The organism is Nocardia sp. CS682, from assembly GCF_004634405.1.
GTDB lineage: Bacteria > Actinomycetota > Actinomycetes > Mycobacteriales > Mycobacteriaceae > Nocardia > Nocardia ninae.
The window spans coordinates 5874637-5886953 of the sequence record NZ_CP029710.1 but is presented as its reverse complement, the minus strand read 5'-3'; the positions used below and the strand labels follow the sequence as shown (position 1 = coordinate 5886953).

General features: G+C 69.0%; 11 protein-coding genes. 6 read left to right on the top strand and 5 right to left on the bottom strand.

Translation table 11 applies throughout. The features are described 5' to 3' along the window. Nucleotides 1-53: 53 nt before the first annotated feature. The 4 genes from DMB37_RS26435 (at nucleotide 54) to DMB37_RS26420 (ending at nucleotide 2971) form a co-directional block, all read left to right on the top strand. Nucleotides 54-623 carry a TetR/AcrR family transcriptional regulator gene (locus tag DMB37_RS26435; protein WP_135237836.1) on the top strand — a complete coding sequence of 190 codons (570 nt, stop codon included), beginning with the start codon at nucleotides 54-56 and terminating at the stop codon, nucleotides 621-623. Nucleotides 624-715: 92 nt separating this feature from the next. Then, the gene (locus tag DMB37_RS26430; protein WP_135234971.1) at nucleotides 716-937 is read left to right on the top strand and encodes a hypothetical protein; all 222 of its coding nucleotides are present in this window, start codon (nucleotides 716-718) and stop codon (nucleotides 935-937) included. Nucleotides 938-1001: 64 nt separating this feature from the next. Further along, a complete protein-coding gene (locus DMB37_RS26425; RefSeq protein ID WP_135234970.1) occupies nucleotides 1002-1676 on the top strand; it encodes a response regulator transcription factor in 675 nt (224 codons plus the stop codon). Continuing rightward, nucleotides 1673-2971: a sensor histidine kinase KdpD gene (locus DMB37_RS26420; protein WP_135234969.1), complete on the top strand. Its 1299-nt coding sequence runs from the start codon at nucleotides 1673-1675 to the stop codon at nucleotides 2969-2971. Before DMB37_RS26425 ends, DMB37_RS26420 begins: the two co-directional genes overlap by 4 nt. A gap of 7 nt (nucleotides 2972-2978) precedes the next feature. On the opposite strand, the gene glpD is transcribed toward DMB37_RS26420, so the two are convergent. Continuing rightward, nucleotides 2979-4742, bottom strand: coding sequence for a glycerol-3-phosphate dehydrogenase (glpD, locus tag DMB37_RS26415; protein ID WP_135234968.1), 1764 nt, complete (start codon nucleotides 4740-4742; stop codon nucleotides 2979-2981). A gap of 335 nt (nucleotides 4743-5077) precedes the next feature. On the opposite strand from glpD, the gene glpK reads away from it, so the two are divergent. Together glpK and DMB37_RS26405 are read left to right on the top strand one after the other, a co-directional pair. Beyond that, nucleotides 5078-6577: a glycerol kinase GlpK gene (glpK, locus tag DMB37_RS26410; protein WP_135234967.1), complete on the top strand. Its 1500-nt coding sequence runs from the start codon at nucleotides 5078-5080 to the stop codon at nucleotides 6575-6577. A gap of 112 nt (nucleotides 6578-6689) precedes the next feature. Continuing rightward, nucleotides 6690-6935 (top strand): hypothetical protein, encoded by a 246-nt coding sequence (locus DMB37_RS26405; protein ID WP_135234966.1) that lies wholly within the window; start codon nucleotides 6690-6692, stop codon nucleotides 6933-6935. A gap of 133 nt (nucleotides 6936-7068) precedes the next feature. On the opposite strand, the gene DMB37_RS26400 is transcribed toward DMB37_RS26405, so the two are convergent. The 4 genes from DMB37_RS26400 to DMB37_RS26385 all read right to left on the bottom strand — a co-directional run bounded on the left by DMB37_RS26400 (nucleotide 7069) and on the right by DMB37_RS26385 (nucleotide 12199). Beyond that, complete coding sequence (locus DMB37_RS26400; RefSeq protein WP_135234965.1) at nucleotides 7069-8244, bottom strand: PLP-dependent aminotransferase family protein; 1176 nt, start codon at nucleotides 8242-8244, stop codon at nucleotides 7069-7071. 117 nt (nucleotides 8245-8361) lie between these two features. Then, a complete protein-coding gene (locus DMB37_RS26395) occupies nucleotides 8362-9390 on the bottom strand; it encodes a hypothetical protein (RefSeq protein WP_135234964.1) in 1029 nt (342 codons plus the stop codon). A 78-nt stretch (nucleotides 9391-9468) separates the two neighbouring features. Continuing rightward, nucleotides 9469-10509 carry a hypothetical protein gene (locus DMB37_RS26390; protein ID WP_240771661.1) on the bottom strand — a complete coding sequence of 347 codons (1041 nt, stop codon included), beginning with the start codon at nucleotides 10507-10509 and terminating at the stop codon, nucleotides 9469-9471. Between the two features lie 286 nt (nucleotides 10510-10795). Next, the gene (locus DMB37_RS26385; protein ID WP_107654333.1) at nucleotides 10796-12199 is read right to left on the bottom strand and encodes an NAD(P)H-quinone dehydrogenase; all 1404 of its coding nucleotides are present in this window, start codon (nucleotides 12197-12199) and stop codon (nucleotides 10796-10798) included. Nucleotides 12200-12317 lie beyond the last annotated feature (118 nt).

The following is a 12317-nucleotide window of genomic DNA, read 5'->3' as shown; positions in this document are numbered from 1 at the left end:
GTAAGTCGACGACCGCCAAGCCCGCGGTCGATCGACCGACCCCCAAACGCCGGATGTCGGCGGCCGACCGGCGGGCTCAGCTGCTGGATGTCGCGCGCGACATCGTCGCCGCCGACGGTTTCGGCGCGGTCACCATCGATCGGGTGGCGCGCGAGTCCCAGGTCGCCCGCGCCCTGGTGTATCAGCAGTTCACCGACCTGTCCGGGCTGATGACCGCGCTGCTCGACCGCGAGTCCGAGATCGCGCTGGCCGGGGTCAGCAGCGTCGACTGGTCCGAGGCCGTCGACGTGGATCAGGTCGGCCGCGGCATCCTCGCCTATCTGCACGCGGCGCCGACCAGCTGGCGGATCATCCTCAGCCCGCCGGATGGCGGCCCGCCCGATCTGCGCGACCGGCTCGAACTCGGCCGGTCCTACGCCCGCGCGATCGGCGCGCGCCACCTGTCCCGCTATGCGGGCGTCACCGTCGACCCGGAGGGGCCGACCGAGCGAATCCTGTTGGCGGCCATGGAAGAACTGGCCCGGCTGCACCTCACCGATCCGGCGAACTATCCGGACGAGATGGTGCTGCGCTACCTCCGCTCGCTCGTCGGCTGGGCGGTACGACTGGAAGCACCCCGCTGACCTGCGACGTCGGTAACCTCACGAAAATCTCACGGACAGCTTGGTTTTCTTTCACCAAGGCGCGGATCTCGCGCCGGGGAGAGAGGAAACAGATGAAGATCAGCACCTTGCTTGCGGCCGTTGCGCTTTCGGCGGGCCTCGTCGCCGGAGGGTCGGCGGTGGCCTCGGCAGAGACGATCTACGTAGGCACCTACGGCACCGAAGCGGCGTGCCGGGCGGATGGCTCCGACGCACCCGCACATCCGGACTGGACGTGGTGGGAGTGCAGGCAGACCCCCACCGGTGAATGGGATCTGTACTACTCCACCAACTGATCCCGGCCGGGCCGGTCCGGTGTGCCGGATCGGCCCGATCTGAAATGGCATACTCTCTGATCTCGTGCGTGTGCTGGTGGTCGAGGACGACGAAGGTCTGGGAAACGAAGTCGCCGCCGGGCTGCGCTCGGCGGGGTTCGCCGTCGACCTCGCCCACCACCTGGCCGACGCCGACCTGAAGATCTCCGTCAACACCTACGACGTCCTCATCGTCGATCGCGGCCTGCCCGACGGCGACGGACTGCACCTGGTCTCCGTCCAGCGCGCCGCGGGCCAGCGGGTGCCGGTGCTGATGCTCACCGCCCGCGACGGCCTCGCCGATCGCATCGCCGGTTTCGAGCACGGCGCCGACGACTACCTGGTCAAACCGTTCGCGATGCCCGAACTGGCCGCCAGAGTGCGCGCGCTGTGCCGCCGCCGCGAACATCCGGCACCCGCGCGCCTCGTGCTCGGCGATATCGACATCGACCTGCCGCGCCGCCGGGTGCAGCGCGCGGGCATCCTGCGGTCGCTGACCCCGAAGGAGTTCGCGGTGCTCGAGCTGCTCGCCACCCGCGCGGGCCACGTGGTCTCGCGCAGCGAGCTCATCGAGTGCTGCTGGGACGAGATGGCCGAGCCGGCCTCGAATGTGGTGGACGCCGTGATCGCGCAGCTGCGCCGCAAGCTCGGGCCGCCGCAGGTGATCGAGACCGTGCGCGGCACCGGCTTCATGATCGGAAGTGACTCATTCGCACGTTGATTCCCTCGGCAACGGCGTTGTCCGGTCGCTCCGCGAACGTCCTACCCGCCGTGGCCAGGCTGCGCCGCACCCGCCGGCTGCTGACCGCCCTCATCACCGTGATCACCGCGACCTGTCTGATCATCCTCGGCGTGCTCGCGGCGATCATCGACGCCCGCTCGCGGCACAATGCCATCGACGACAGCCTGGACCGGGTGGTCACCGGCCTGTGGCGCAGCGTCGAATTCAACTCCGACGACCAGGTCATCGACCTCGAGTTGGTGGAGAAGGACGACCTGGCCAACGGCGAGACCGCGGTTCTGATCGTCACGAACGACGACACCGGGCACTGGCGGGAGATCTACGGGCACCTGCGGTCCTGGCTGCCACCGACCGCCGGCGCGGAGGCGCTGGCCGACGATGCCGTGCGGGCGGGCGAAACTGTCTTCCAGGACGGCTATGACAGCGCGGGCCGTCCGGTGCGGCTCGCGGCGACCCCGGTGTTCTGGGAGGACACGAAAACGGAGGCGGTCGTCGTCGCGGGCACCAATCCGGGACTGGTCGATCGGGACCGGGCGGTGCTGCTCTGGGCGCTCGTGGTCGGCGGACTGACGCTCGTCACACTGTCCGCCCTCGCCGCACACGCGCTTTCGGGCCGCAGCATGCGCCAGGCGCTGCTGCTCGTCGAGGAGCAGGAACGCTTCCTCGGTGACGCCGCCCACGAATTGCGCACGCCCCTCACCACTTTGGGGCTGGTCACCGCGCCGCGGCGACGCAGTCCGCACGAGGTGGAGCGCGCACTGGCCGACGCGGGCGCGCTGGGAACCCGGATGGAGCGGATCGTCACCGGCCTGCTCGCACGGGCCCGGATGCAAGCCGGGGTGACGACGATGGAGCGGGTGCAGCTGCTGCTCGATCAGCTCACCGAGGCGGTGGCCGAGGAGTTCCAGGCGAATGTCGTCGTGCAGAGCGAGCCGACGGTCGTCGTCGGCGACCCGAGCCTGCTGAGCCTCGCGGTGCGTAACCTGATCGAGAATGCGATCACGCACGGCGCGATCAACCCCGACGCTCCGGTGGAGGTGCACGTCGCGCAGGGGCGGGTCAGCGTGCGCGACCACGGCGCGGGGCTGCACCCTCAGCTGTCGAGCAACCCGTTCGCTCGCGGCGTCACCGGCGGGCGGGGCAGCGGCATCGGGCTGGCGCTGGTCGCGTGGATCGCCGAATTACACAGCGGCACCGCGACAATGGAGCCCGCACCGGGCGGCGGCACCATCGCGACCATCGCACTGCCGCCGCCCGCACTCGGCCTCTCCTGATCCGTCGCTACCGATTCGGTTGCCGCACAGCCTTGGGCACGCCGTCCACCGGCACCGGCTCCAGAATCTCGGGCCGCGGTTCGGGGGCCGCGATGCGCAGCGCATCGGCGGAGTCGTCGTCGGGCTGGGTCTGCGAACGGATCTCGGCCTCGACGCGCGCCCGATAAGTCGTTATCTCACGCTCGATTTCGGCGTCGTCCCAGCCGAGGACCGGCGCGACGAGGCGGGCCACCTGCTCGGCGCAGTCGGCGCCGCGGTCCGGGTACTCGATGGAGATGCGGGTGCGCCGGGCCAGGATGTCGTCCAGGTGCAGCGCACCCTCGGCGGCGGCCGCGTACACGGCCTCCACCTGCAGGTACGACGGCGCCTCGGTAATGGGCTGCAGCAGTTCGGGCTTGCCGTCGGCCAGCGCCAGCACCTCATCGATGAGCGAGCCGTACCGATCGAGCAGGTGCTTGATCCGGTACGGATGCACGCCGTACGCCTCGGCCAGCTGCACCGTCTGGTTGATCAGCGCGAAGTAGCCGTCGGCGCCGAGCAGCGGTACCTTCTCGGTGATCGACGGCGACACCCGGGCCGGAATGTCCTGTGCCGCTTCGTCGACCGCGTCGTAGGCCATCACCCGATAGGTGGTGTACTTGCCGCCCGCGATGCTGACCAGGCCGGGCGCCACCCTGGCGACGGCGTGCTCGCGGGACAGCTTGGAGGTCTCGTCGCTCTCCCCCGCCAGCAGCGGGCGCAGGCCCGCGTAGACGCCGTCGATGTCGTCGTGGGTGAGCGGGGTGACCAGCACGTCGTTGACCCGGTCCAGCAGATAGTCGATGTCGGCCTTGGTCGCCGCGGGATGGGCGAGGTCGAGGTTCCAGTCGGTATCGGTGGTGCCGATGATCCAGTGGGTGCCCCACGGGATGACGAACAGCACCGAGGTCGGGGTGCGCAGGATGATCGCCGCATCGCTGACGATCCGGTCGCGCGGCACCACGATGTGCACGCCCTTGGACGCCCGGACGTGGAAGCGGCCACGCTGGTGGGCCAGCGCCTGCACCTCGTCGGTCCACACACCGGTCGAGTTGATCACCACGTGCGCGCGGATGTCGGCGGTGCGGCCGTCCTCGCTGTCGCGCACCTGCACGCCGACCACCCGGTCTGCCTCGCGCAGGAAGCCGACGACCTGGGTGGAGGTGCGGATCACCGCGCCGTAGTGCGCGGCGGTGCGGGCCACGGTCATGGTGTGCCTGGCGTCGTCGACGACGGTGTCGTAGTAACTGACGCCGCCGATCAGCGCGCTGCGCTTGAGGCCGGGCGCCAGCCGCAGCGCGCCCATCCGGGTGAGATGACGCTGGCCCGGAACGGATTTGGCGCCGCCCATGGTGTCGTAGAGCATCAGCCCCGCCGCGACGTAGGGCCGCTCCCACGCGCGGTGGGTGAGCGGATAGAGGAAGCGCAGCGGTTTCACCAGGTGCGGGGCGAGCGCGGACAGTGCCAGCTCGCGTTCCTTCAGCGCCTCGCGGACCAGGCCGAACTCCAACTGCTCCAGATAGCGCAGACCGCCGTGGAACATCTTCGACGACCGGCTCGACGTGCCGGATGCGAGGTCACGCGCCTCGACCAGCGCGACCTTCAGCCCACGGGTGGCCGCGTCGAGCGCGATGCCCGCGCCGACCACGCCGCCGCCGATGACGACCACGTCGAAATGGTCCTTGCCGAACCTCTCCCAGGCCGTCCTGCGCTGCTCCGGACCGAGGAACTGGGACTCCGGTTTCTTGGTCATGCTCGACTCCTCCAGCCGCGTTGTCGACGACGTAGTGGTCTTGTTCGCGCATTCGATCGAGCTGCTCTTGGTACAGGCTATGCCAGGTGCCACGGATCTCTTCGACCACGGCGTCGCTCGTGTCGTTGAGCGCTACTCGTCGGTAACTGCTTTCGACCCTAATCGAGCGGGGCGCGGGCGGCCATGTGATCCGCAGCCCGGCCCGTCGGCGGGCAGCTCCGGTGACCACGGAGCGGCAATCCGCGCGAGCCCGGCGCCGGTTAGCCGCGTGACCATCGAGGACCCGCGTGGCCGCAATCGGACACAGCGCGCTCGGTGTTTAGTAACCTGCACGAATGCGTCGCTATGTGGCCGCCATCGACCAGGGCACGACTTCGAGTCGGTGCATCGTTTTCGATCGGCAGGGGCGCGTCGTCGGCGTGGCCCAGCGGGAACACGAACAGATCTTTCCACGACGGGGCTGGGTCGAGCACGACGCCGAAACCATCTGGGAGAATACCGAATTCGTGCTGGGCGAGGTGCTGAAGCAGCAAAAGCTCAGCAAAGACGACATCGCGGCGGTCGGCGTCACCAACCAGCGCGAGACCACCGTGGTCTGGGATCGGTCCACTGGCAAGCCGATTCACCACGCCATCGTCTGGCAGGACACCCGCACCGACCGGCTGACCACCGAGCTCGGCGGCGATATCGGGCCGACCCGCTATCAGGAGCGCACCGGCCTGCCGCTGTCCACCTACTTCGCCGGGCCGAAGCTGCGCTGGATTCTCGACAATGTCGACGGTGCACGCAAGCGGGCCGAGGCGGGCGAGCTGTGCTTCGGCACCATGGACAGCTGGGTGCTGTGGAATCTGACCGGTGAACACATCACCGACGTGACCAACGCGTCGCGCACGATGCTGATGGATCTGAATACCCGCCAATGGGATTCGGAGATCTGCGCGGAGTTCGGCGTGCCGGAGTCGATGCTGCCGGAGATCCGCAGTTCCTCGGAGGTGTACGCGGAGATCACCTCCGGTCCGCTGCAAGGGATTCCGGTCGCGGGCATCCTCGGCGACCAGCAGGCCGCCACCTTCGGCCAGGCCTGCCTGTCCCCCGGGGAAGCCAAGAACACCTACGGCACCGGCAATTTCATGCTGCTCAACACCGGGACCACGCCTGTGGTCAGCAAGCACGGTCTGCTCACCACCGTCTGCTATCAGCTCGGCGACGAGCCCGCCGTGTACGCGCTGGAGGGGTCGATCGCGGTCACCGGCTCACTGGTGCAATGGTTCCGGGACAACTTGGGCATCATCTCCTCGGCCGACGAGATCGAGCCGCTGGCCCGCAGCGTCGAGGACAACGGCGGCGCCTACATCGTGCCCGCCTTCTCCGGGCTGTTCGCGCCACGCTGGCGGCCGGACGCCCGCGGCGTGATCGCCGGGCTCACCCGCTACGTGAACAAGGCGCACCTGGCCCGAGCCGTGCTGGAGTCCACCGCTTTTCAAACCGGCGAGGTGGTCGACGCCATGCGCGCGGACGCCGAATCCGAGCAGCTCGATCTCGAACTGACCACCCTGAAGGTGGACGGCGGCATGGTCAGCAACGACCTGCTCATGCAGTTCCAGTCCGACATCCTCGACGTGCCCGTGGTGCGCCCGGTCGTCAACGAAACCACCGCCCTCGGCGCCGCCTACGCGGCCGGCCTCGCGGTCGACTACTGGTCCGGCACCGACGACATCCGGGAGAACTGGGCGGCCGACAAGACGTGGCAGCCGACCATGTCCACCGAAGACCGCGACGAACACTGGAAGTCCTGGAACAAGGCCGTCGAACGCACCTACAACTGGGCGGACTGACACCCGAACATCGCCTCCGATGGAGTGATCTACCTCACTCGACGGAACGGCCTTAGTACTGCCGCCGTCTATGTCGAGGTAAGGATCGTTCGTTCGAAAGGCACGAAAAGATATGAGACGCACCGCATCTGCACTCGCCGTCGGGGCATTGGCCACCGGCATCCTGGCCATGGTCGCGCCGGCCGCGCACGCGGGACAGCCCGGCGAGTCGTGCTCGATTCCCGGCGCGAGGGAAGAGGTCTACGTGGATGTGGGCGGCGGCGTCCAGCGCAAAGCGGTGCTCGGTTGCGTCCGCTCCGGCGGCGGCTACGTATGGCAGGTCACCAACTACCTGCAGCCGGGCGTCAACGACGGCTGATCCGTCGGGCACGGCCGCCGGGGGGTGCGCGGTCCGCCACACCCCGGTGGCGTTCCCGCTCAGGTCGCTCGTCTCCTACGCCCGGTGCGCGGCAGGAAGTAGTCGAGCGGGGGGAGTCTCCGAACTCGCCGCACTATTGCGCGGCGCCGGCCAGTCGGTCCACCGCCTCGGTCAGCGTGGCGCTGTCGGAGGTGGTGAAGCACATGCGCATCGAGTTGCGGTAGCCGCCGTCGACGGCGAAGGCGGAGCCGGGGACGTAGGCGACGCCCGCTTCGAGGGCACGCGGGAGCAGCGCCTGGGTGTCGGTGTCGTCGGTGAAGTCGGCCCAGACGAACATGCCGCCGGTGGCGTCGGTGCAGCGCACGCGGTCGCCGAAGCGGGTGCGCACCGCGTGCACCAGCGACTTGGCGCGCTCGCCGTAGACCGTGCGCACGTGGTCGACGTGCGCGGACAGCCAGGTCTCGTCGGCGAGCAGGTCGGCGGCGATCTGGTGGGTCAGCGCCGAACCGCACAGGTCCGCACCTTGTTTCAGCAGCTCCACGGCACGGCACACCGGGTCCGGCGCGACCATCCAGCCGACGCGCAGCGAGGGCGCCAGGATCTTGGAGGCGCTCGACAGCCGAATCACGTTGCGGGAGTAGGTTGCCACGGGTGCGGGCGGCGGATTGTCGAACCACAGCTCGCCGTACGGATCATCCTCGATCACCCAGAAGCCATGCGCGTCAGCGAGTTCGGCGAGTTCGGCGCGGCGCCGCGGGCTCATCGTCACCCCGCCGGGATTGTGGAAGTTGCTCACCGTGTGCACCAGGGCCGGGCGTTCGCCGCGGGCGAGCAGGTCGGCGAGCGCGTCGGTACGCATGCCCTCGGCATCCAGCGGCACCGCGACGATCCGCGCACCGGCAGCCCGAAACACTTGCAACGCACCGACATACGCCGGATCCTCGACCACGACCAGCGCACCAGGATCCAGCAGCACCTCGGCCAGCAACGAAAGTGCCTGCTGCGAGCCGTGTGTCACGAACACTTCGTCGATAGTCACCGACCGGCCCAGCCGTAAAGACTCCCGCTCGGTGAGCACCGCGCGCAGCGGCCGCCAGCCGGGCGACTCGGTGTATTGCAGGCAGCCCGCACTGGTCAGCGCCGCATCCGCAGCAGCCGCGATCCGCTCGCGCGGCATCAGTTCCGCATCCGGCAACCCGCCGGCCAGGCCGATGATCTCGGCGCGCGCGGTGAGCTTCAGCAGGTCACGGATCGCCGAGCTCTGCAGTCCGCCGAGCTTGGCCGCGAGCGGTGGAATGGTCGGCGACATGGGAACCTCCGAACGGAACGCCGAGTTACGCGAGATCCCACTGTCGCATACTGGTGATCAAGATATGAAACCGATTTCTCACATATTGAGACCCTCGCACCCCGTCGACCGCGAAGCTCAGGACAGCGCCCGCTCCTTGATCGCGTAGATCTGCACCTTGCCGTCTCGCAGCACCGTGGTGACTGTCTGTGGATACACCCTGGTCTTACCGTCGGGATGGTGCTCGGTGAGGTCGACATCGAAAGTGTCTGTCGCAACCTCGGTGATCCGCACACAGTGCGTGGTGCCTACCGGCACCTCCTCGTTGATCCCCTTCTGGATGACATCGGCCGGCGACACGTTCTCGGCGTCGGGCGCCACGAAGCTCCTCGCCCGCTCGCCGCTGCGCTCCACGTAGAAGGAGTATTGGAAGCCGAGAATCGCCCCTGGTCCGCTGGTGGCGTCGCCGCTGCCGTTGCCGACGGTCACCTTGCCGTCCTTGGTGGCTGGGCAGCTCAGTGCCGCAGTGGTGGTCGCGGCGGGCGGCGCGGCGGTGTCGCCGCCGGTGTTCCTGGACACCAGGATCACCGTCACCGTCAATCCGACCAGGATGACCAGTGCCAGGATGCCCGCGATCACGTTGCGAGCGGCGTGCGAGCCGGACTGCCGCGGGATCGGCGGCGCCACGACCGGCGTGGTCGGCGCCAACCGCTTCGCGATCGGGTCATCGGCCCAGGACAGTCCCGGCGCGCTCAGCGGAGGCGGTTTCGGCACGCTGCCCGTGTCGGTCGGGCGGTTCCACCACGAGTCCTTGTCCGGGTCCCCGGCAGGCCGCGCCGCCTGCGCACGATCGGCGGGCGGTACCCGAGGCGGCACGGGCGGCGGCCCCGGCGGCGGCTCGACGCCCGCTGACGAATCAGGTGCACGGTACTGCGGTGGCGGTGTCGGCCCCGCGTCGGCGGCGGGCCGCCACACCAACTCGGGATGGTCGGCCGTCTGTTCCGGCACCTGCCAGCGCGGACCGGTATCCCCCATCGGCGGGCCGAATTCCGAAACGGGCGGTCCGAATTCTGAGACAGGCGGGCCGAATTCACCCACCGGAGGTCCGAAATCCGACGCGGACTGGTCGTCGGATTCGTTCTCCCTCGGATCACCGTCGGAGGTCACACCCAATCCTTTCCCCAAGACACACGTGTGGGGCGGTCGCGAACGACCGCCCCACCCGTCGAATCAACCCCAGTCGTCTCAGTACTGGAGTGAACCACCCCACTGGGTGGTCACGCCACCCACTTCGACCGTTTGCGGAGCCAGATCGCCCGGCTGCAGCGGAAGCTTAACTTGCGCGGCCGCTTCGAGTGCCGCGGCGCCGCCCGGCTGTTCCTTGATCCAGTTCTCGACGGCCGCCTTGGCCAGGTTGGCCTGGGTGGTGTCGAAGACGGAGATCGTCTTGTTGTCGGTCAGGCCGACACCACCGGTGTAGGTGGTGACCTTGACGGTGTTGGTGTCGACGTATTCGACCGACACACCGGCCTCACCGGCACCGGCCGGGGTGCGGTACCCGATGGTGCCGACGTAACCCGACTCGTTGTTGAAGTGATGGGTGTTGGCCACGTGGCCCGGCAGCAGCGCGCCACCGTCGATGTTCGCACCGATCTCCTGGTGCGGACCGGTCATCTCGACGACCGGCGCCGGCGGGGCCTCCTCCAGTCGCGGGGCCTGCCAGCGGGGCTGCTGCGGCTGAACCAGCGTCTCCGGCTGCTGCGCCTGGGTGTTCTCGTCGCTGCCCGGGGTGTTCTGGGTGCGCGGCGGCGTGTTCGGCGTACCGGGCTGCTGCGGCGTGGTTCCGGGCTGGGTCGGCGTCTGCTCGCCGTCCGGGGTATCCGGCGTCACCGCGGGCTGGGCCTGACCCTGCTGGCCGGACTGACCCGGCACCGGCAGCGGCGCGATCCGCGGGGTGGTGACACCCGGCTGGGTCGGCTGCGCCAGCCGCGGATCCTTGTTCGGATTCGGCATGACCGGGTCCGGCGTATTGACCCCCGGCTGGCCCGGCGTGGTGACGCCCGGCTGGCTCGGCCCCTGCGGCTTGTTGGGATCCGGCTTGTTCGGATCCGGCTTGGTGGTATCGGGGCTCGGCGGGGCCTCGTTCACCCCTGGCTGCGCCGGAGCGGGGCTCGGCGGCGCGGTGGTGGGTGGAATGGTCGGATCATTGGGAGCTGCCCCCGCCGGCGCCGCCAAGAGAGAGGCCACAGCGGCCGCTGCGGCCAGTGGCAACGAGGTGCTCGCCATCGCTCGCTGCGCCCGACTCGGCTTACGATGTTTCACTTTTCGCATTCCCTTTCCCGGGTGTGACCTGGGTTCGGTCGCACTCAGTTGTCTCTGACGAGACGCCCGGTCGTCGAACGACGCGAAGGTCGTTCGACGTTTCGACTGGGAACGATCCATCCCCCCGAACACCGAACCACGCGACCGCCCGCCGATCGCATCTCTGCGGGAAGTGAACCATATGTAGGCCTGATGGGCAATGTGAATGAAAACTTCACACTGCACGAACGCTGCTGAACCGCAAGACCATTCAGTCCAGGTCGTCGTGGCGCATCAGCTGGCGTGCGGCTTCGGTCACCGAACCGGTCAGCGAGGGGTACACCGAGAAGGTCTGGGCCAGGTCGTTGACGGTCAGGTTGTTCTGCACCGCGAGCGCGATCGGCAGGATGAGCTCCGACGCGATCGGCGCCACCACCACGCCGCCGATGACCACGCCGGTGGCGGGGCGGCAGAAGATCTTCACGAAACCCCGGCGCAGGCCCGACATCTTGGCCCTCGGGTTGGTGTTCAGCGGCAGCATCACCGTGCGGGCCGGTGTCTCACCGTTGTCGATCGCGGTCTGGCTCACGCCGACGGTGGCGATCTCCGGGCGGGTGAACACCGCGGACGCCACGGTCTTCAACCGGATCGGGCTGACACCCTCGCCCAGCGCGTGGTACATCGCGATGCGCCCCTGCATCGCGGCCACCGAGGCCAGCGGCAGCAGCCCGGTGCAGTCACCCGCGGCGTAGATGCCGGGCACGGAGGTCCGCGAAACCCGGTCCACCCGCAGGTAGCCGCCGCGGTCGAGCTCGATGCCGACCCGTTCCAGTCCGAGGCCGTCGGTGTTGGGCGTCGAGCCGACCGTCATCAGCGCGTGCGTCCCTGCGACGGTCCGGCCGTCGGACAGTTTGACCACCACGCCCTCGGCGGTGCGCTCCACCGCGTCCGCGCGGGCGTGCTTCACCAGCTCGACACCGCGTTCGGCGAGCGCGTCCTCCAGCACCAGAGCGGCGTCGGCGTCCTCGCCGGGCAGCACCCGGTCGCGACTGGAGACCAGCCGCACCCGCACGCCCATTTCGGTGTAGGCCGAGACGAACTCGGCACCGGTGACACCGGAGCCGACCACCACCAGGGTCTCCGGCAGCTCTTCCAAGTCGTAGAGCTGACGCCAGTTCAGGATGCGCTCACCGTCCGGCTCGGCACCCGGCAACACGCGCGGGCTCGCGCCAGTGGCGATCAACACAACTTCGGCCTCGATGGTCGTCTCGGTGCCGTCGGCCAGCACGGCCCGCACGTGATGCGCGGCAAGGCCGGTAGACGTGTCGGTCAGCTCCGCGCGACCGGCCAGCACGGTGACGCCGACGGTCTGCAGCTTGGACCTGATGTCGGAGGACTGGGCCAGCGCCAGCGCCTTGACGCGGCCGTTCACCTCGGCCAGTTGCACCTTGGCCTGGTTCGGATCGAGGGTGATCCCGAGATCGCGGGCGCGGCGCAGGTCGGTGCGCACGCCGGTGGAGGCGATGAAGGTTTTCGAAGGGACACAATCCCAGAGCACACATGCCCCGCCGATGCCGTCGCTATCGATCAGCGTCACCGACGCACCGTGCTGGGCTGCCACCAGCGCCGCCTCGTAGCCGGCCGGTCCGCCACCGATGATCGCTATGCGGGTCATGGATACCTCCGCTCTTGGTTGCGCACCGGGATCTCCGGTACCTGTCAACGTTATCGGGCGAGGCAGGCCCACCCGCAGCCCGGCCACCACCCCTCCCACGGAATCGCTACACGACGCG

Bases quoted from the DNA above. Each gene is read 5' to 3' on its own strand.
- glpK (WP_135234967.1), top strand. From the start codon at position 5,078: ATGCGTCGCTATGTGGCCGCCATCGACCAGGGCACGACTTCGAGTCGG.
- DMB37_RS26385 (WP_107654333.1), bottom strand. From the start codon at position 12,199: ATGACCCGCATAGCGATCATCGGTGGCGGACCGGCCGGCTACGAGGCG.
- DMB37_RS26430 (WP_135234971.1), top strand. From the start codon at position 716: ATGAAGATCAGCACCTTGCTTGCGGCCGTTGCGCTTTCGGCGGGCCTC.
- DMB37_RS26390 (WP_240771661.1), bottom strand. From the start codon at position 10,509: ATGGCGAGCACCTCGTTGCCACTGGCCGCAGCGGCCGCTGTGGCCTCT.
- DMB37_RS26400 (WP_135234965.1), bottom strand. From the start codon at position 8,244: ATGTCGCCGACCATTCCACCGCTCGCGGCCAAGCTCGGCGGACTGCAG.
- DMB37_RS26435 (WP_135237836.1), top strand. From the start codon at position 54: ATGTCGGCGGCCGACCGGCGGGCTCAGCTGCTGGATGTCGCGCGCGAC.
- DMB37_RS26405 (WP_135234966.1), top strand. From the start codon at position 6,690: ATGAGACGCACCGCATCTGCACTCGCCGTCGGGGCATTGGCCACCGGC.
- glpD (WP_135234968.1), bottom strand. From the start codon at position 4,742: ATGACCAAGAAACCGGAGTCCCAGTTCCTCGGTCCGGAGCAGCGCAGG.